Source organism: Tropicimonas sp. IMCC34011, assembly GCF_003390865.1.
Taxonomy (GTDB): domain Bacteria; phylum Pseudomonadota; class Alphaproteobacteria; order Rhodobacterales; family Rhodobacteraceae; genus Tropicimonas_B.
Genome location: NZ_QMEJ01000002.1, coordinates 470,017 through 489,080 on the forward strand (window position 1 = coordinate 470,017; position 19,064 = coordinate 489,080).

Annotated in this window: 17 protein-coding genes and 1 other RNA gene; 8 read left to right on the plus strand and 10 right to left on the minus strand. The window is 67.3% G+C overall.

Annotated features, from left to right (window positions below; genetic code table 11):
* Window positions 1-178: 178 nt before the first annotated feature.
* Window positions 179-916: a GNAT family N-acetyltransferase gene (locus DQG15_RS08605; RefSeq protein ID WP_116084432.1), complete on the minus strand. Its 738-nt coding sequence runs from the start codon at window positions 914-916 to the stop codon at window positions 179-181.
* A gap of 119 nt (window positions 917-1,035) precedes the next feature.
* On the opposite strand from DQG15_RS08605, the gene msrB reads away from it, so the two are divergent.
* Window positions 1,036-1,449 carry a peptide-methionine (R)-S-oxide reductase MsrB gene (msrB, locus tag DQG15_RS08610; protein ID WP_116084433.1) on the plus strand — a complete coding sequence of 138 codons (414 nt, stop codon included), beginning with the start codon at window positions 1,036-1,038 and terminating at the stop codon, window positions 1,447-1,449.
* A 74-nt stretch (window positions 1,450-1,523) separates the two neighbouring features.
* On the opposite strand, the gene DQG15_RS08615 is transcribed toward msrB, so the two are convergent.
* Window positions 1,524-1,991, minus strand: a complete 468-nt coding sequence (locus tag DQG15_RS08615; RefSeq protein WP_116084435.1) for an outer membrane protein assembly factor BamE — start codon at window positions 1,989-1,991, stop codon at window positions 1,524-1,526.
* Window positions 1,992-2,127: 136 nt separating this feature from the next.
* On the opposite strand from DQG15_RS08615, the gene DQG15_RS08620 reads away from it, so the two are divergent.
* The 5 genes from DQG15_RS08620 to ssrA all read left to right on the plus strand — a co-directional run bounded on the left by DQG15_RS08620 (window position 2,128) and on the right by ssrA (window position 5,634).
* Window positions 2,128-2,691 (plus strand): DUF177 domain-containing protein, encoded by a 564-nt coding sequence (locus DQG15_RS08620; RefSeq protein WP_116084436.1) that lies wholly within the window; start codon window positions 2,128-2,130, stop codon window positions 2,689-2,691.
* A 197-nt stretch (window positions 2,692-2,888) separates the two neighbouring features.
* Window positions 2,889-3,095: a 50S ribosomal protein L32 gene (gene rpmF, locus DQG15_RS08625; RefSeq protein ID WP_116084438.1), complete on the plus strand. Its 207-nt coding sequence runs from the start codon at window positions 2,889-2,891 to the stop codon at window positions 3,093-3,095.
* 23 nt (window positions 3,096-3,118) lie between these two features.
* Window positions 3,119-4,231 (plus strand): phosphate acyltransferase PlsX, encoded by a 1,113-nt coding sequence (gene plsX, locus DQG15_RS08630; RefSeq protein WP_116084440.1) that lies wholly within the window; start codon window positions 3,119-3,121, stop codon window positions 4,229-4,231.
* The gene (locus DQG15_RS08635; protein ID WP_116084441.1) at window positions 4,224-5,243 is read left to right on the plus strand and encodes a beta-ketoacyl-ACP synthase III; all 1,020 of its coding nucleotides are present in this window, start codon (window positions 4,224-4,226) and stop codon (window positions 5,241-5,243) included. Before plsX ends, DQG15_RS08635 begins: the two co-directional genes overlap by 8 nt.
* Window positions 5,244-5,283: 40 nt before the next feature.
* Window positions 5,284-5,634, plus strand: a transfer-messenger RNA (tmRNA) gene (ssrA, locus tag DQG15_RS08640).
* A 153-nt stretch (window positions 5,635-5,787) separates the two neighbouring features.
* Here the strand turns inward: ssrA and DQG15_RS08645 are convergent.
* The 4 genes from DQG15_RS08645 to DQG15_RS08660 form a co-directional block, all read right to left on the minus strand.
* Window positions 5,788-8,436: an Rne/Rng family ribonuclease gene (locus DQG15_RS08645; protein ID WP_116084443.1), complete on the minus strand. Its 2,649-nt coding sequence runs from the start codon at window positions 8,434-8,436 to the stop codon at window positions 5,788-5,790.
* A 458-nt stretch (window positions 8,437-8,894) separates the two neighbouring features.
* Complete coding sequence (gene phaR / locus DQG15_RS08650) at window positions 8,895-9,476, minus strand: polyhydroxyalkanoate synthesis repressor PhaR (RefSeq protein WP_116084445.1); 582 nt, start codon at window positions 9,474-9,476, stop codon at window positions 8,895-8,897.
* 173 nt (window positions 9,477-9,649) lie between these two features.
* Window positions 9,650-10,099: a phasin, PhaP gene (locus tag DQG15_RS08655; protein WP_370454173.1), complete on the minus strand. Its 450-nt coding sequence runs from the start codon at window positions 10,097-10,099 to the stop codon at window positions 9,650-9,652.
* Window positions 10,100-10,325: 226 nt separating this feature from the next.
* Window positions 10,326-12,119 (minus strand): alpha/beta hydrolase, encoded by a 1,794-nt coding sequence (locus tag DQG15_RS08660; RefSeq protein WP_116084447.1) that lies wholly within the window; start codon window positions 12,117-12,119, stop codon window positions 10,326-10,328.
* 103 nt (window positions 12,120-12,222) lie between these two features.
* On the opposite strand from DQG15_RS08660, the gene phaZ reads away from it, so the two are divergent.
* Window positions 12,223-13,479, plus strand: coding sequence for a polyhydroxyalkanoate depolymerase (gene phaZ, locus DQG15_RS08665; RefSeq protein ID WP_116084448.1), 1,257 nt, complete (start codon window positions 12,223-12,225; stop codon window positions 13,477-13,479).
* A gap of 115 nt (window positions 13,480-13,594) precedes the next feature.
* Here the strand turns inward: phaZ and DQG15_RS08670 are convergent, their stop codons facing one another.
* The 4 genes from DQG15_RS08670 to DQG15_RS08685 all read right to left on the minus strand — a co-directional run bounded on the left by DQG15_RS08670 (window position 13,595) and on the right by DQG15_RS08685 (window position 17,713).
* A complete protein-coding gene (locus DQG15_RS08670; protein WP_116084450.1) occupies window positions 13,595-14,197 on the minus strand; it encodes a hypothetical protein in 603 nt (200 codons plus the stop codon).
* Window positions 14,198-14,361: 164 nt separating this feature from the next.
* Window positions 14,362-15,882, minus strand: a complete 1,521-nt coding sequence (locus tag DQG15_RS08675) for an FAD-dependent oxidoreductase (protein ID WP_116084451.1) — start codon at window positions 15,880-15,882, stop codon at window positions 14,362-14,364.
* 89 nt (window positions 15,883-15,971) lie between these two features.
* The gene (locus DQG15_RS08680) at window positions 15,972-16,955 is read right to left on the minus strand and encodes a carboxylesterase (protein WP_116084453.1); all 984 of its coding nucleotides are present in this window, start codon (window positions 16,953-16,955) and stop codon (window positions 15,972-15,974) included.
* Window positions 16,952-17,713, minus strand: coding sequence for an alpha/beta fold hydrolase (locus DQG15_RS08685; RefSeq protein WP_116084455.1), 762 nt, complete (start codon window positions 17,711-17,713; stop codon window positions 16,952-16,954). The genes DQG15_RS08680 and DQG15_RS08685 overlap by 4 nt, the downstream gene beginning before the upstream one ends.
* A 228-nt stretch (window positions 17,714-17,941) precedes the next feature.
* Here DQG15_RS08685 and DQG15_RS08690 point away from each other — a divergent pair, with 228 nt between their 5' ends.
* Window positions 17,942-19,051: a pyridoxal phosphate-dependent aminotransferase gene (locus DQG15_RS08690; RefSeq protein ID WP_116084456.1), complete on the plus strand. Its 1,110-nt coding sequence runs from the start codon at window positions 17,942-17,944 to the stop codon at window positions 19,049-19,051.
* The last annotated feature ends 13 nt before the right edge of the window (window positions 19,052-19,064 follow it).

Genomic DNA, 19,064 nt, shown 5'->3' on the forward strand with positions numbered 1-19,064 from the left:
CGAATTCATTGATACCGCCGGGGTTTCACCATGCGTTCCGGACGAAAATGTGGCGCGATGCGCACGGCGGCGAGGCCCTCCGCGTCACCGCGCGGGCGATGCGCTTCCTGCTAGGGACCGCTCCGCTGGCGGCGTCATCCTCCACCCAGGCCATGGATCTGCGCCTCTTGGCAACGCGTCAAGCGCCCTGAGCCGCGTCCGCGACGAGACGGAGCGCTCGGGCGCGGGCCGGCGGAATACGGGCGATCTCAACGCCGGTGAAGACATGCGTGGTGCCGAGATCCCTGTCGATCACGGCGTGATCGGAGGTCCAGCCGCCGAGGCCCAGATAGCTGCGCAGAAGCGGCGGAAGGGCAAGTAGCCCGCGGCGCTGAGGCGCGTCCGGGGCGAAGCGGGCGAGCGGCACCGTGCCGGATGTCCCGATGCCGGGCGCCCAGTCCGGCGGCGCTGGAGGCCGCCCCGCAAGGTATCCGAGGGCGGGGGCGTGGTCGGCCGGGTCGGTCCCCGGAAAGGAGCTGCATCCGAACAGGAGCGTGACACCGGCGGCATCCACTTCGCGCGTCAGCGCAGCCAGGGCCAGACGCAGGATGTCCGCATCCGGCGCGCCACCGCGGATGCAGAACCGGCCGAGTTCGAGAAGGACGCCGGGAAACCCTGCAAGACGGGACAGGTCGTAGCGCAGGCCGGAATAGCTCCGCGCGATCCCATCCCCGCGATAGAACGCGAGACGAAAGGTGCAGGCGGCTTCCCCGGTCCGGCGGTCCTCGACCATGACGTGGCGAGACGCGCCGTCGAAGGCATCCTCGTCCGGCGCGCCGCCCCGGAACGCCGCGGCCCGCAGGGCAAGGCAGGCGGAGAGATCCGAGGAGGTCGTGGCCGGACGGGCGACGTAGCGCCCTTCCCCTAGCTCGAGCATGACCGCTCCCCTCCGCTTGGAAGCTCCGCAGGATTTCCTACCTATGGGCAAGAGACGATGCATCAACAAGACAGTTCGCGCCGGGGCCGGACCCCGAAGTCGCGGGAAAGCGGGAGACGATGGCGGAGAGCACCGAAATTCAGAAGGTCGAGAAGTCGGACGAGGAGTGGCGCGCCCAGCTCGGGGACATGGGGTACAAGGTGATGCGCAAGCACGGCACCGAGCGCGCCTTCACCCATGACGATTTCCCGAAAGAGCCGGGCGTCTTCGTCTGCGCCGGATGCGCGGCGCCGCTCTTCGATTCGGAGACCAAGTTCGACAGCGGCACCGGCTGGCCCAGTTTCTATGCGCCGAAGGATTCGGATCTCGTCGGCGAGCGCGTCGATCGCAGCCTGTTCATGAAGCGCACCGAGGTGCACTGCAATCGCTGCGAAGGGCATCTCGGCCATGTCTTCCCCGACGGGCCGCGGCCCACGGGCCTGCGCTACTGCATCAACGGCGTCGCGCTCGAGTTCAGGCCGAAGACAGACTGAGACCGCGGACACGGCCCCCACGGGGTATGCTCAGGAAAGTTGAAGGGGGGGCGCCGGCTGACGCGCCCCTTCCCTTAATTGCCGAGGAGATTGTCGGCAGTGAAGTTGCCGATGGAGCCCACGAGCTGGCGCAGGAAGCCGACATTCTCGATGTTGCTGTCCGTGACGCGACGGGACAGCGCGACCATGTTGCCGTCCTCGAGGCCGAAGCGCTCGACGTTGGACACGGTGCCGGCCTCGCTGAAGGAGATCGCCACGACCTCGCGCTGGATCACCTCGGGGGCACGGTAGCCGTAGGACCGGACGCGCTTCGAGACGTAATAGTAGCCCTGTTCGCCGATCGCGCCGGTGGCGGAGGGGCTGCCGATCTGGGCGGCGACCGTCTCGCGCGTGTCCCGGCCGACCTGGATCTGTGCAAGATCCGCATCAGACGGCGTGTAGCCATGATTGTTGTAGATCGGCTGACAAGCCGCCATCACGCCAAGTCCGCCGGCCAGGGCGACTGTCCGAATACCGCGTACCAGCTTGCTCACTCGGCCCATCCACGCCCTCACGCCCCCGCGTGGCCCGGCCCCTCTCTGGAGCCGATGTCCACATTATTCCCCGGCTCCTTGCGGGCCGCGGCTATGGAGGGCTTATATCAGGGCAAGTTTCGGGATCAAGAAAGGAAGGTCCGGCATGAGCGAGGATAGAGCAAACGATGCGGTTATGCGCCTGTCATCCCTGCCGCGGCGGGATGCGCACAAGGTAAGCTACGCCCCTGACGAGGCCGGCCTCGAGGCGATCCGGGAGCGCCTGAAGATCGAGGCCGTGACCTCGGCGCGGCTCGAGGGACAGCTGATCCCGGCGGCGAGGCGCGACTGGCGCCTGGAGGCGACGCTCACGGCGCGTGCGGTACAGGCATGCGTGGTGACGGGAGCACCGGTCGAGACCGTGGTCTCGGAAAAGGTGGTGCGCCGTTATGTCGAGGACTGGTCCGAGCCGGAGGAATCCGAGGTCGAGATGCCGCAGGACGATACGGCGGAGCCCCTGCCCGCCATGCTCGACTTGTCCGACGTCCTCGGCGAGGCGCTCGATCTTGCGCTTCCCGAATTCCCCCGCGCCGAAGGGGCCGAACTTGGAGAAGCCGTATTCGCCGCGCCGGGCGTGGAGCCGATGCGCGACGAGGATGCGCGTCCGTTCGCGGCCCTCAAGGCGCTCCGGGAGGGGGGCGGAGAATCGGGTAGCGGAGGGCCGCACTGAGCCCCCTTCTCGGGCTTTGTCTTGCGCCGCAGCGTAAAAACGCTATGGTGCGGCCTCTTTTGAGACGGCTCCCCGCTTGATTGCCGGGGAGACCGGGCGTATGAGGCGCCGATACGAGAAACGCGATGAGCCGTTGGACGGCGGTGACGCAAGGTGCGCACCGGGCCCGCTTCGGCCGAATTATTCGGGGTTGAGACATGGCCGTCCCTCAGAACAAAGTCACGAAATCGCGCCGCAACATGCGTCGCGCCCACGATTCTCTGGTTCCGGGGAACCCGGCGGAGTGCCCGAACTGCGGTGAGCTGAAGCGCCCGCATCACGTCTGTGGCGCCTGCGGGCACTACAACGACCGTGAAGTCGTTGCCGCCGCGGACGAAGTCGATATCGACGAAGACGCGGCCTGATCCCGGCCATTCCGGGAGCGGACATGACCTCCGACCTCGAGGTGCAGGACAGCGCCGGCGTTCCGGCGGCCCTGTCCGGCCGAATCGTGATTTCAGTCGATGCGATGGGCGGCGACCGCGGAGCGGAAGCCGTCGTCGCAGGCATGGCTGAATCGGCGGCGAAGAACCCGGATATCGGGTTCATCCTGCACGGCCCGAAGGCCGATCTGGAGCCGCTCGTGGCAAAGCGCAAGCTCACCGAGCGCTGCGTGATCCGCGATGCCGGCGACGTCGTCACCATGGACGAGAAGCCCAGTCACGTCATGCGGCGCGGCAAGGGGACGTCCATGTGGTCGACCATCGAGAGCGTCCGCAACGGCGAGGCCGCGGTCGCGGTAAGCTGCGGCAATACCGGCGCGCTCATGGCAATCTCCATGGTTCGCCTGCGCAAGCTGCCGGGCGTCGACCGCCCCGCCATCGCCTGCCTCTGGCCCTCCCTGAACGCGAACGGGTTCAGCGTCATGCTCGACGTCGGCGCGGATATCCGCGCCGATCAGCGCGACCTGATGCAATACGCCCTGATGGGCTCCGCCTATGCCCGCGACGGGCTCGGGATCGAGCGTCCGCGCATCGGCCTCCTCAACGTCGGCACCGAGGAGCACAAGGGTCGGGCGGAATTGAAGATCGCCTACGACCTGATCGAGACTGCCTCGAAGCGGGCCGATTTCGACTTCCACGGCTTCGTCGAGGGCGGCGATATCCCAGGTGGCGAGGTCGACGTGATCGTCACCGACGGCTTCACCGGCAACGTTGCGCTCAAGACAGCCGAGGGCACGGCAAGCCTGATCCGGACGTTCCTCACCGAAGCGTTCAAGCACACCCCCCTCTCCCGAATCGCCGCGCTTCTAGCGATGACCTCGCTTCGGCGCCTGTCCAAGCGGATCGATCCGCGGCGGAACAATGGCGGGGTGTTCCTTGGGCTGAACGGAACGGTGGTGAAGAGCCACGGCTCGTCAGACGCGACCGGCGTGTCATCCGCCATCAAGCTGGCGTTCAAGCTGTCCGAAACCCGGTTCAACGACCGCCTCGCCGCCAGGCTATCCGAGCTGGGCGAGGCCGATACAGACACCCAGGACCGGAGTGCGACAGATGCCTGACGCCGGGGCGGCCGCCCACCGACAGACCACGGGCGAGACGCGGCAGATCCGCGCCGTCCTCAAGGGCGTGGGCCATTACCTGCCGGAGCGCGTGGTTCCCAACTCCGAGTTCGAGGCCAGCCTCGAGACGTCCGACGAATGGATCCGGTCCCGCTCCGGCATCGAGCGGCGTCACTTCGCCGCCGAGGGCCAGACGACGGCGGACCTCGCCTCCCGCGCCGCGCGCGCGGCCCTGGCGGATGCAGGGATCGAGGCTACCGAGATTGACGCGCTGATCGTCGCCACCTCGACGCCGGACCTCACCTTCCCCTCCGTCGCCACCATGGTGCAGGCCGAGCTGGGTCTACTGACGGGATTCGCGTTCGACATCCAGGCGGTCTGTGCCGGATTCGTCTTCGCGATGGCCAATGCGGACGCCCTGATCAGGGCCGGCACCGCCCGCCGCATCCTCGTGATCGGCGCCGAGACATTCTCCCGAATCCTGGACTTCGAAGATCGCGCGACCTGCGTCCTCTTTGGCGACGGTGCCGGCGCGGTTGTGCTTGAAGCCGAGGAAGGCGCGGGAACATCCGCCGATCGCGGCATCCTCGCCACCGACCTGCATTCGGACGGCCGCCACAGGGACATCCTCTACGTCAATGGCGGCACATCCACGGGCACCAGCGGCGTTCTGAAGATGCAGGGACGCGAGGTCTTCCGCCATGCGGTGGAGAAGCTCGCGGCCACGGCCCACTCGGCCCTGGACAAGGTCGGCCTGACAAGCGCGGACGTGGCCTGGATCGTGCCCCACCAGGCGAATTCGCGCATCATCGAGGCAACGGCGAAGAAGATGGGCCTCGGCATGGACCGGGTGATCCTTACCGTTCAGGACCACGGCAACACGTCCGCCGCCTCCATCCCTCTCGCGCTCTCGGTGGGCGCGTCGCAGGGGCGGTTCAAGCCCGGCGACCTCGTGGTGATGGAAGCAATCGGCGGCGGTCTCGCCTGGGGCTCCGTCGTCCTGCGCTGGTAGAGGCGCTCTCACCTAAATCCTGCGAATGCAGACCGTTTCCCCGCTTGAAGGATGCGGGACGAGCGACTATTTCTGTCTCGTCCCTTCGGGGACTATGGCAATAAACGCGCCTGTAATAAGCGGTTCGGACCCGGGGGCGGTACCCGGCGGCTCCACCAAATATCCACATTGGCGGGATCATGGGGCCGAAATTAGGATCGACGGACGTCTAAAGAGGTCAGCTTTTGCTCGGTGAGGTACCACCGTTATCGGTCCAAGCATGATAGTTGCCAATGACAACCGTGCTCCGGTCGCCGTTGCTGCGTAAGCAGTAACAAGACCGAAACTTAAGCCCTGTCCTCTAGCAAGGGCAGGCGGGGTTCGCAGGCACCTGGCAACAGAAGCCTGCATTTTACTCCCCTTTTCGATGCTCTACCGGCACCGCGCCTGCAAATGGCAGCGGCGCTTTCGGGCGTCCGGCCCCCTTCTCTCTCGCAGGCCCCCAAACGGCAAACCGCCCGCCAGGAGGACCTGACGGGCGGTTTCGCGTTTTCGGCTTCAAGCTTCAGCGTGCGAGGGACCACCACCCGCGACGCTTGGGCTTGCTGTCCTTTTTCTCGCTCTCGTCCTCAGCGGCCGGTGCGGGCTGGGGCTCCGGCTCGGGCGCGCTGGTAACGGGGGCCGGCTCCTCGGCGGGCACAGGGTGCTCAACGGGCGCGGGCGTCGTCGGGGCCACGTCTTGCTCAGGCGCGGGCGCGCTTGCCTCCTCGGGCATGCGCGGGGCGAGCGGCGCGGCTTCGGATGCCGTATCGGCGATCTGCGGGGCGCCTTCGGGCGCGATCGCCTCGGCTTCGACGACCGCGTCGGGCGCGGGGGTCGCGGCCGGCGTTTGCGGCGTGTCCGCAGTCTGCTCGGCGTCCGTCACGGCCGGCTTGCGGCTACGGGAGCGACTGCGCGTGCGGGACCGGCTCTTCTTCGGCTGCTCCTCCTGCGACGGCTCTTCTCCGGAGCCGGTATCGGACCCGTCCTGCGCCTCCGAAGCCGTTTCCGCATCGGAGCTCTCGCCTTGCGCGCCAGTCTCGGACGTATCGCCCTGCTGATCGCCGCCCTGCTGATCGCCGTTGCCGTTACCCTTGCCGCGCCGGCGCCGACGACGACGCTTCTTCTTCGGCTTGTCCTCGTCGGACGAAGGCGTCTCCGCATCGGATCCGCCCTGGACCTCGGCCGGAGCCTCGGCGCCGGGGAGGTTGTCCGTCGCGTCCTCCAGCTCCTCCTCTTCGGGAAGGAGCTCCGGCATGTCCGACGTGTCCACGGAAATGACGGGCGCCGTAACCTCGGCCACATTGCGCGTCGCCGTCTTGAACTTCTCGATCGTGTAGTCGGGCGAGATGAGCATCGGGTCGCTCTCGATCCTGACGGCCATGCCGTAGCGCGCCTCGATCCCGGCGATGTGCTCGCGCTTGTCGTTCATCAGGAAGTTGACGATGCCGGTGGGCGCCTTGATCAGCACTTCGCGGGTGCGATCGCGGGTCCCCTCCTCCTCGATCTGACGCAGGATGATCAGGCCGAGCGAGTCGTCGGAGCGCAATAGTCCCGTGCCGTGACAATGGGGACAGGGCTGCGTCGTCGCTTCGAGCATGCCGGGCCTGAGGCGCTGGCGGCTCATTTCCAGAAGGCCGAAGCCGGAGATGCGGCCGACCTGAATGCGGGCGCGGTCGGTCTTCAGCTTGTCCTTGAAGCGCTTCTCGACGGCGGCGTTGTTCTTGCGCTCTTCCATGTCGATGAAGTCGATCACGATGAGGCCCGCAAGGTCGCGCAGACGGAGCTGGCGCGCCACTTCCTCGGCCGCTTCGAGGTTGGTCTTGGTCGCCGTCTCCTCGATCGAGCCTTCCTTGGTGGCCCGGCCGGAGTTGACGTCGATCGCGACGAGCGCCTCGGTGATGCCGATGACGATGTAGCCGCCGGATTTCAGCTGCACCGTCGGGTTGAACATGCCCGACAGGTAGCTCTCGACCTGATGCCGCGCGAAGAGCGGCATGGGATCGGTGTACTGTTTCACGTTCTTGGCGTGGGACGGCATGATCATCTTCATGAAGTCCTTGGCCACGCGGTAGCCGGTTTCGCCTTCGACCCAGACCTCGTCGATCTCACGGTTGTAGAGATCGCGGATCGAGCGCTTGATCAGGTTGCCTTCCTCGTAGATCGGCGCGGGCGCGATGCTCTTCAGCGTGAGCTCCCTGATCTGCTCCCAGAGGCGCAGAAGGTACTCGTAGTCCCGCTTGATCTCGGCCTTGGTGCGCTGCGCGCCGGCGGTACGGATGATGAGACCGGCGCCTTTCGGAACCTCGATGCCCGAGGCGATTTCCTTGAGCTTCTTGCGGTCGGTCGCGTTGGTGATCTTGCGGGAGATGCCGCCGCCGCGGGCGGTATTGGGCATCAGCACGCAGTAGCGGCCGGCGAGCGACAGGTACGTGGTCAGCGCGGCACCCTTGTTGCCACGCTCTTCCTTGACGACCTGCACGAGAAGGATCTGGCGAACCTTGATGACTTCCTGGATCTTGTAGCGGCGAGCCCGCGGCTTCGGCGCGCGGATCTCTTCGCTCACATCCTCGTCGGCGACGGATTCGATATCGTCCCCGCGGGTATCGCGGGACGCGCCTTCGTCCCCTTCGGTGTCGGCGGCGACGGGCGGCTCGGGTGCGTCGGGCACCTGCGCCGGAGCATCGCTGTCCTCCTCATCGCCGAGATCGACGACGTCCATGCCGGAGGGGCCGCCCTCGGCGGACGTCTCCTGCGTGGCGACGGCATCGCCGTCCGTGCTCGCCTTCTGGGAGCGGGACCGACTGCGCGAGCGGCTGCGACCGCCGGACGACTTCCCGCCCGACTTGCCGTCCTCGTCGCCGTTCTCGTCCTGTTCGGCCTGGGCCAGCGCCATTTCCTCGGCGAGGAGCGCGTCGCGGTCCGCCTTGGGGATCTGGTAATAGTCGGGGTGGACTTCGGAGAAGGCGAGGAAGCCGTGCCGGTTGCCGCCGTAATCGACGAAGGCGGCCTGAAGTGACGGCTCTACCCGTGTGACCTTCGCGAGGTAGATATTGCCGGCGAGCTGCCGGCGGTTGACGGTTTCAAAGTCGAACTCCTCGACCTTGTTTCCGTCCACCACCACGACGCGGGTTTCTTCCGCGTGGGTGGCATCGATAAGCATCTTTTTAGCCATGAGTCTCTCAAGACCCCCCGTGACCCGGGCGGCGACTTGGCCGTGCGGAATTGTCGGGGGTGTTGTGTTGGGGCGATGGCGCGCTCATGGAACGCGGCGGCCGCGGCGCTGTGAAGCACCCTGCCTGCCTGCTCATGTCCGACCGCGCCTTGCATCGCGTTTGATCTCCGATGCGGTTCGGCCATCGGCCCTGACGCATCCAGTTCGGTGGACCCTTTTCCGCGGAACGCGGGACCGGGCGTGGCCGCACGAGGGTGCGGCCGGGTGACGCTGACCGGGCGGGGGAGGACCGACTATTGCGGGCTCACCGTCTTCCAGATCAGTGAAATTTTCGTAAGGAAACGCACGGCTCGGCCGCGCAGGCCCTTCCAACGACAGTAGCGGGTTCTCGCGCTCAAGGGCAATGCCCAATCGGCAGAGCGCGGAACGGAGGGCCGAAGCCTTGGAACGCGGGCCTCTTACTTTCCCTTCGCGGCGCGCAATTCTTCCTTGAGTTCAGCGAATTGGCGGCGGATCTCCTCGAGTTCGTCCCCGCTGGCGGAGGCGGCCCCGGAGGCGCGCGTCTCTTTCGTCTCCTCGGGGCTCGGTCCGGACCAGCCGGAGGGCATACCGCCGGTCATCGCCTTCATGAACGCTTCCTGCTGCTTCACCATCTGGTCGAAGCCCGGCATCGTCGCCATCGGATTCATGCGCGTCATGTTCTCGACCGCCTTGGACGGCCCTTCGCGGAGCATGTCGAAGGACATGGCCAGGAACTGCGGCACCACGGAACTCGCCTTGCTCTGGTAGGAGCGGACGAGATCGGTGAGCACATCGAGCGGAAGGACGCTTTCGCCCTTGCTCTCGTTCTCGGCGATGATCTGGAGAAGGTACTGGCGGGTCAGGTCGTCGCCCGATTTCAGATCGACGATCTTCACCTCGCGCCCGGCGCGGATGAACGACGCGATATCCTCGAGCGTCACGTAGTCGCTCGTCTCGGTATTGTAGAGCCGCCGGCTCGCATAGCGCTTTATCAGAAGCACAGACGTTTCGTCGGACAAATCACGTCCTCCTCTCGGCAGTGGAGGAAAGGTAGGGCAGCGATTTGGGAAAGGAAAGCCGCGTCGCACGAAAAGGGCGGGTGCGCCGGCATGGCGCCCCGCCCTTTCCCCGGATCCGTGCAGGAGGGAGGCGCCTGCACGGGTCCGCGTTCTTCTCGTCGTCCGGCGCCCGATCAGGCGGCTGCGGACGTCGCTTTCTTGGTGGCCGCGGTGGCCTCGGTCGTCGCCTTCTTCACGGCGGCGGTCGCGTCCTCGGAGAAGTCCTTGCCGGCGGCGAGCATCAGTTCGACCGTCTCCATCTGAACCTTCTTCGCGACTTCGGCGAAGGCAGCCATGGTCTCGGCGGTCATCTCGGCCTGAGCGGAGGCGAAATCGGTCATCGCCTTCGAGTAGTCCTGCGGATCGTCCTTCACCTTGGTCATCTCGGACACCTTGGTCAGGCTGTCCTTGGTCCAGCGCGCGGAAATCTCGGTGGATTTCTCGGCAGCCTCGATGGCGACCCGGGACATCTTCTCGCCGAGCGCGGCGGACGTCTTGAACGCGTCCTGCAGGGAAGAGGCGTCATAGGGGAACGCCGCCATCATTTCTTGCATCATCTTGTTCATGTCGTCGGCCTTGGTCACGATATCACTCCTTAGCATCAATGCGCCGGGTGTGCGGCCCCTGTGGCCGTCCCGCGCCCTTGCCCAACGTAAATAGATGCCGCACTGCAGCATGACAAGGGGTTTTTCTGCACTGCAGCAAAAAAGTTCCCCTTAGGTCACCCGGCCTCTGCGCCGCAACGGCGGGAGTACCGCCCTGCCCCTGCCGCGGCCGGCCCCGGGCCGAGGGGCGCGTCGTAGCGACGTTTCAGGCCGCCTTGCCGGGGAGGACATAGGTCCCGGGAGCGGCTGCAAGCGCGGGGCGGGCGGTCGTTCCCGGTGTCCGGGCCGGCACCTGCGCCCCTGCGCGGGACTTGATCCAGGCCCCCCAGCTCGGCCACCAGGAGCCGCCTTGACGCGCCGCCCCCTCCTTCCAGTCCTCGGGCAGTTCCGGCATGTCCTCGTTCAGAAAGAAGCCGTACTTGTTCTTGGCGGGCGGGTTGACGATGCCGGCGATGTGGCCGCTCTCGGCCAGGATGAACGTCTTGCTGCGGCTGCCCATCTGGCGGATTCCGCGGTAGGACGAGCGCCAGGCGGCGATGTGGTCCGTCTCGCAGGCGATGGCGCAGAGCGGCACGGACACATCGGACAGCGCCACCGTCTCGCCGCAGAGCCGGAACGTGCCCTTCGCCAGCCGGTCCTCCTGACAGAGCCCCCTCAGGTACTCCACCGCCATGCGCGCGGGCAGGTTCGTCCCGTCCCCGTTCCAGAAAAGCAGATCGAAGGCGGGCGGCCGTTCGCCCATCATGTAGCTCTTGATCGCGGGGCGATAGACGAGGTCGTTCGCGCGCAGGAAGGAGAACGTGCGGGACATGTAGAAACTGTCGAGCACGCCGCTGCGCGTCACCTCTTCCTCGATCCCGTCCACGAAATCGTCGTCGAGAAAGACGCCGACCTCGCCCTGATCCGAGAAGTCCGTCAGCGTGGTGAAAAAGGTCGCGGACCGGACGGAGGCATCGCCCCGCTTCTTCATCAGCGCGAGCGTCGCGGACAGCGTCGTGCCTGCGATGCAATAGCCGATCGCGTTGACCTTCTCCTCGCCGCAGATGCCCTTCACCTCCTCGATGGCGGTCAGGAAGCCCTCCTCGACGTAATCGTCCATGCCGACATCGGCGTAGCTGGCGTCCGGGTTCGCCCAGGAGACGACGAAGACGGTATGCCCCTGCTCCACCGCCCAGCGGATGAAGCTCTTCTCGGCGTTGAGATCGAGGATGTAGAACTTGTTGATCCAGGGCGGAAAGATCACCAGCGGCGTGCGATGCACCGTCTCGGTGCGGGGTGCGTACTGGATCAGCTCCATCAGCCGGTTGCGGAAGACCACCGAGCCTTCGGTGCAGCCGATGTTCTCCCCCACCTTGAACGCGTCGGGATCGGCAAGGGTGACAAGCAGGTCCCCCCGGTTCGCTTCGAGATCGCGCACGAGGTTCTCGAGCCCGTCCACGAGGCTCTGCCCGTCGGTCTCGACCGCCCGGGCCAGCGCGTCCGGATTGGTGCCGAGGAAATTCGCCGGCGAGGCCATGTCCACGATCTGGCGGGAGAAGTACTCCAGCCGCTTGCGGTCGCGCGGCTCCAGGTGATCGAGCTTCTCCACCGCCCCGGTGATCGCTTCGGAGGACAGAAGGTACTGCTGCTTGAGCCAGTTGTAGTAGGGATGCGTCTGCCACAGATCCCCCGCGAAGCGCCGGTCGCTCGGCCCCGGATCCTCGGGCGCGGCGAACTTGCCGGAGGTCAGCGACTGCTGTGCCTCCACGTAATGCTTCAAGGTCTTGCCCCAGTACCCGACCTGGTGCTCGATCATCTTCGAGGGGTTCGACATCATCTCCGCCATCCAGGCGGAGGCCGCTTTCATGTAGAGATCCTCGCCAGGCCCCTGGAGCGACGGCGGGATCTTCCGGCGCTGCGCGAGGGCCGAGACCAGTCTCTGCGACAGATCCTCGATGCGCTCGATGTTGGCGTTCAAGGCCTCCAGGTTCGGACCGCTTCCGTCATCGTCGGTTGTCATGCCCTGCTTGCCCCCCTAGTTTCACTTCATCGTAACGTCGCCTGCGTAGGGAGGCAAAGCGGCGATTTTGCCCGGCCGTGCGCCGAAGAGAGGGAGACCGCCCATGAAGCCCATGGCGACCTACGACCTTATGGAATCCGCCCGCATCACAAACGAATGGTTCGGATCGACGGCGAAGGCGATGTTCTCGCACCCCGCATTCGGCCTCAGCCTCAACCCGATGGTGCGCCTCACCGCCGCCTGGGGCGAAGTCACTGAGCGCAGCTTCTCCCGCATGGCGATGAAGCCGGACTGGGAGATCGACACCGTCGTCGGCGAGGACGGCCGCGACCACCTCGTCGAGATGGAGACGGTCATCGCGGCGCCCTTCGGCGATCTTCTGCACTTCTCCGTGCAGGGCCGCGAGGAGGCCGAGCGCAAGGTGCTGCTCGTCGCGCCCATGTCGGGACATTACGCGACGCTCCTGCGCTCCACGGTGGCCTCGCTGCTGCCCGATTGCGACCTCTACGTGACGGACTGGCACAACGCGCGGGACATTCCCGTCTCCAAGGGCAAGTTCGACGTGGAGGACTACACCCTCTATCTCGTCGACTTCATCCGTCACATGGGGCCGGACACCCATGTCGTCGCCGTATGCCAGCCCGCGCCGCTGGCGCTCGCCGCAACGGCCTACCTTGCCAAGCATGAGCCCGAGGCGCAGCCCTCCACGCTCACGCTCATCGGCGGCCCGATCGACCCCGGTGCCGCGCCCACGGAAGTGACCGATTTCGGCGCCTCCGTCACCATGGGCCAGCTCGAGCAGCACGTGATCCAGCGGGTGGGCTACAAGTTCGCCGGCGCCGGGCGTCTCGTCTATCCGGGCCTCCAGCAGCTTACCTCGTTCATCGCGATGAACGCGGACACCCACGCGACGGCCTTCTTCAACCAGGTGGTCAACGTCGCCCGCGGCACCGCCTCCGATCACGACCGGCACAACAAGTTCTACGACGAGTATCTGGCCGTGATGGACATGACGGCGGAGTTCTACCTCTCCACCGTCGAGCGCGTCTTCAAGGAGCGGGAGATCGCGAAGAACGTCTTCACCGTGAACGGCGAGCATTGCGACATCGAGGCGATCCGCGACGTCGCCGTGATGACCGTGGAAGGCGCGAACGACGACATCTCCGCGCCCGGCCAATGCGTCGCCGCGCTGGAGATGCTGAAGGGCCTGCCGGATGACATGAAGGCGGAGCACCTCGAGCCCGGAGCCGGCCATTACGGCATCTTCGCCGGCCGGTCCTGGCGGAACAACATCCGTCCGCTCGTGCTCGACTTCACCAAGAAGAACGCCCGCTCCAACCGCCGGCGCGAAGCGGCGTGAGGCGCGCCACCCAGGACTGAAAAGACAAAGGGGCGCCCGCGAGCGCCCCTTTTGCCGTCTGTCCCACAGCGAGGTCCGGAGCGCGCCGCGGGGAGCGGCGTCTGCCCCCTCGCCGTTACTCCGCCGTGACCGGCTCTCCCGCTTTGAGGACGGTCACCGGATCGATCTCCCCGTTATACGTCGCGTCGATCTCGAAGCCGGTCAGGATGTACCCGCCGGAGGTCAGTTCCCACGTGCCGGACGTGCCTGCATCGCCGATGCCCCGCCATTTTTCCTCGGCAACGATCTGCCCGGTTTCCTCGTCGGTGACGGGCGTGGTCACAACGCTCTTGGTGCCGTAACCGACGATTTCGATCCTCTCCACCGGGCCGACCGGGGCGTCGACATCGCTGCCGCCCTCGTAGGTGATGTCCATCGCGGGATAGGCGAAGCTCTGCACGCGCAGGCCATCGATCTGCGTGTGCACGAGAACCGCCTTCACGACGTTGTAGGCCGCGGAAACGCAGGTGAATTCGAAGGTCGTGACCGTCTCCGGCTCCGCGCCTCCCTCGACGGTGAACTCCCTCCGCTGGGGCGCGGGGCGGCTCTCGTAATAACTCCAGCACTGGTCTTCGGGATAGGCCGCCTCGAAGAGTGCGACGGCCTCCTCCTCGAGCTCGTCCGCCAGGGCGGGAAAGCTGACGAGGGTCGCGAGGGCGGTGCAGGCGATGAGCCGCATGGCAAACAGATCCTTCCAATGCGTCGCCTCCAGGGGGCGACTTTCGCGGGACATAATCGGGACGGACGCCCCCCGCAATCGAAGGGGGAGCGATGTTAACCTATCTGCCCCGGGTGATCCGACGCGCGGAGAGGGACACGAGCCCGCGCCTCCGCACACGCCCCTCACCTGTCCAGCGGACCACCCTCGCGGATCATCCGGGCGTGGGCCTCGGCGATCTCGGCATCGCGCCCGGCGCCGAAGAGGGCCATCACCTTGCCGCCCTTGATGTACCGGGCGACGAAATCACCGCCATCCTCGGGAGCGCCGTCGATGACGATCTCGTCCCAGTCCTCGGCATGGCCGAGATAGCGGTACTGGCGCTTCAGCGCGGTCCAGAAGAACGGCACCCCGACCTCCTCGACGCGCTCGCCTATCATCGCCCGCGCCGCACGCATCCCGTGCTGCCGGGCGACGCGCCAGTGCTCGATCCGCACGCGGCCCCATGCCGTCGGCACCTGCGCCACGTCCCCAGCGGCAAAGAGACCCGGCGCGCCGGGGACGGAGAGGTCCGGCCCGGTGACGACACCGCCATCGGCCTCGGCGTTCAGACCGTCGATCCGGGCGGTCGCCGGCGTGACGCCGATCGCGACGAGAACGAGATCCGCCTCGAGACTGTCCCCGCTCTTGAGCCGGGCTGCGCTGACGCGGGCCTTTCCCTCGAAACCGGTCACCTCGCCTTCGACGAAGGTCACGCCCTCCGCTTCATGCTCGGCGCGGATCGCCCGCCCGACGCGCTCGCCCACCACGCCCCGCATCGGCACAGGATCGCGCAGAACCACCGTCACGTCGATATCGCGCTTGGCCAGCGACAGCGCGGCCTCGAGGCCGATGAAGCCGCCGCCGACGATCACGGCGCGGCGGGCGCCTTCCGCCTCCTTCGCGATTCGCTCCGCCTGCACGCGGGAGCGCAGGCCGTGAATTCCTGGAAGATCCTCGCCCGGCGCGCCGAGCGTGTTCAAAGTCCCGCCCGGCGCGACCAGAAGCGCGTCGAATGCCTCCGTGCCGCCATCCTCCAACGAGAGGGTCTTCTCTTCCGGCGAGACGGCGCGCACGGTGCCCCGCACCCGCTCGATATCCCGCGCAGCAAGCATGTCGGTCCCGGTGATGGTCGGCCCGCGCGGACTATCGCCTCCCGCCAGAACGGCCTTGCTCATCAGGGTCCGGTCGTAGGGCGCCTCCTCCTCGGGGGAGATCATCGCGATCGCGCCCGAGAACCCGTTCTCCCGCAGGGTCAGGGCGGCCGCATCGGCTGCGGCTCCACTGCCGACGATGACGAAGCGCCTCGTGTCAGCCCCGCGCGTGGTGAACGCGGGCTCGAGATGAGCCTCCGCCCCGTCCTCGACCTCGACGAGGACGCGCCCGTCCCGGACCTCGACCTCATAGCGGCGAAGATCGCCATGGCCCGGCGGCTCGGTCTGCTTGCCGGTGCCGACATCGAAGCAGGCGTGGTGAAAGGCGCAGATCAACCGATCGCCATCGAGATAGCCCTTGGAGAGCGGCAGACCGAAGTGAGGGCAGGCATGGGCCAGCGCCGTCACCTCGTCACCGCGGCGGATGATGAGAATGTCCGTGCCGCCGGCATCGGCCTTCACCGGCGTGTTCTCCTCGATGCTCTGAAGCGATCCGATGTCGTGCTTGGTCATGTCGCGTCCCCTGGCGTTCGGCTGGAATGGGGCGCGCGGCCCCGCACTTCGGGGAATTAACGACGCGGCGGCGGATCGGGTCCGGGCCGTCAGACGCTGCCGGCGAAAGCGGCGATGCGGGCGGCGAGGGCCTCCGTCGAACCCGGGCTGAGGATACGGCCACCGAGGACGTGGCCGTCCGGGTCGTCCCCCGGCTTCAGCTCCCAGCTTTCAAAGGTCGCGGGCCCGCCCCAGCGCAGCGACATCTCGCGCGTGGCCTCGGGGGACACGACGGTATCGGTGGGCGAGACGAGGAAGAGCGCGGGCGCCTCGATCCCCGCCACGTCCGCCTCCCGCGCCGCCTTGACGAGCGCGGCCATCGGCATGAGGGCGCGGCTGGGATAGGTCTCGGTCCAGTGGGCCGCATGGGTCTCGCTCTGGGGGTCGAAGCCGCGGCTGTCGCCCAGCAGAACGGGCACGAAGGTCCGCGCGAAGGGCCATGTCAGAAGCGCCGATCCCGTTGCCTTCATCCTGAAGTTCGGAGACATCATCACGACCCCGTGGAGGTCCCGGCGCAGATCCGGGTTTGCGGAGAGCGCGAGCGTGAGCGCCGCGCCGCCCGTCGACGTCGCAAGAACGAGGACGCGCTCGCCGAGGCGCCGCCCGACGATGAGCGCCTCTGCCACGTCATCCACGTAGTCTCCGGCGGTCGCCTCGGCCATGGCGGCGCCGTCCCGGCCGTGACCCTTGAAGCGCATCAGGAAGAGGTTTGCCTTCAACTCCGCCGCGACCAGATCGGGAACCGGACGCAATTCCGCCGGGCTGGCGGAGAAGCCGTGCAGGTAGACCACGGACAGAAGCGTCGCGCCGCCCTCCTCGCCATGCCAGACGACCTCCTTGCGGGCGTCGTCGCGCAGGTCGGGCGTTTCGTCCTCCCGTTCGTCGAGCCACCGGCTGAGGTTGGTCTCCGGCACGTCCCCGGCATCGACTTCGGAGACCACGCGCACCGGCTCGCGGGGCCCGAGCCCCCAGGCGAGACCGAAGATCAGCACCGCCGCGCAAAGAAGGCCGAGAACCCACATGACGGCTCTCATTCCGCCCCCTCCGCGGCAAGGAGAACCTCGCGAAGCGCCTGTTCGATCAGCGCCAGCTCGGCGGGGGACGACATGCGGTGATCCGCATCCTTCACGAGCGTCAGGCGCATGTCGGGGCCCTCCGCATGGTCCAGAAGGCGCATCGCCACGGAGACGTCGACGGCATCGTCCGCCGTGCCCTGCAGCATCCGGACCGGCATCGGCAGGGAGAGCGGCGTGCGCAGGACGAGGTGGCTCCGGCCATCCTCGATCAGGCGGCGTGTGATGATCATGTCCTCGCCGTACTCGGAGGCGCGCGCGATGCGGCCCTCTCGCTCCAGCTTCGAGCGTTCGGCGGGAGTGAACGATGCGGCGTAGCCGTCCTCGGTGAAATCGGGGGCCGCGGCGATCGTGACGAGGCCCCGGACCCGATCCGGCATGGCGCGCGCGGCGAGGAGCGCCTGCCAGCCGCCCATGGACGAGCCCACGAGGACGATATCGCCCGGCAGCGTGTCCAGCATCGCGGCGGTGTCCTCCGCCCAGTCCCCGATCGCGCCCTCCTCGAAGGTCCCGGAGCTCGCGCCGTGGCCCGAATAGTCGAACCGCAGGAAGGCGCGTCCCTCCCGCTGCGCCCAGGCTTCGAGATGGAGCGCCTTCGTGCCCTCCATGTCGGAGCGAAGCCCGCCGAGAAACACGATCCACGGGCCGGCCCCGTCCGTCCTGCGATAGGCAAGGCGGCGGCCCTCTGCGGTATCGAGGTAGTCGGGGGTCTCGGGCATGTCACGGCTCTCCGGTCGGTTCCGCGGGAGGGTAACGCTCTCCGTTCCGTGAGCAAGGCGATGGGGACGGGACGCGACAAGGAAGCGCGGTTCCGCCGAAACGGGGACGGCGAAGGGTGCCGCGGGCGGGACGGCGTCGGGATCGGCACCACCCTCGCCGCCGCTCCTACCCGCCCGTGCCGAAACACGCTTGCCGCCCCGCCTCCTTGCGGGCAAGTCTTCCGTCCCATGAGTGATCCCAGATTGACCGCCCTCGCCCGATCCCTGCCCGAGACCGTGCCCTTCGTCGGCGCCGAGGTGCAGGAGCGCCAGCGGGGCCGACCCTTCGCCGCCCGTATCGGGGCCAACGAAAGCGGCTTCGGCCCCTCGCCCGCCGCGGTGAAGGCGATGCAGGACGCCGCGACGGACGTCTGGATGTACGGCGACAGTGCGAGCTGGGATCTCAGGTCCGCGCTCTCCGCGAAGCTGGGGATCGACATCGAGGCCATCGCCATCGGCGCCGGGATAGACGGTATCCTCAACGATCTCGTGCGCCTCTTCGCCTCGGACGGATCCGCAGTGGTCACGTCGGACGGCGCCTACCCCACCTTCGCCTACCACGTCGCGGCCCATGGCGGCCGGCTGGAGACGGTTCCCTACCGGGACGATTTCGAGGATCCGGAAGCCCTCGTCGCGAAAGCGGCGGAGCGTGGCGCACGCCTCGTCTATCTCGCCAACCCGGATAATCCGATGGGCACGTGGCACGAGCCGGAGACCATCGCGCGGATGCTGGACGCGTTGCCGCAGGACGCGCTTCTGGTGCTGGACGAGGCCTATGCGGAGTTCGCCCCCGGCGGGCGGAACCTTCCCCTCGATACATCCGACCGCCGGCTCATTCGCCTGCGGACATTCTCCAAGGCCTACGGTCTCGCGGGGCTCAGGGTCGGCTATGCCATCGCTCCTCCGGACATCATCCGGGCCTTCGACAAGGTGCGGGACCATTTCGGAATCCCGAGGATCTCGCAGGCCGCCGCCCTGGCCGCCCTCGGGGACGAGGCGCACCTCGCGCGCGTGATCGGACAGGTCGAGGCCGCGCGGGAGCGCATCGCCGAGATCGCTGCAAAGAACGGCCTCCTCGCCCTGCCCTCGGCCACGAACTTCGTCGCTGTCGATTGCAAGGCGGACGGCGCCTTCTCCCGGCGGCTGGTACAGGCCCTTGCCGCTCAGGACGTCTTCGTCCGGATGCCCTTCCGTGCCCCGCAGGACCGCTGCATCCGCGTCTCGACGGCGCCGGACGAGGTGCTGGACATCTTCGCCGATGCCCTGCCGGCCGCGCTCGCCGAGGCGCGGAAGGGGTAGCGCAGAGGAGGTG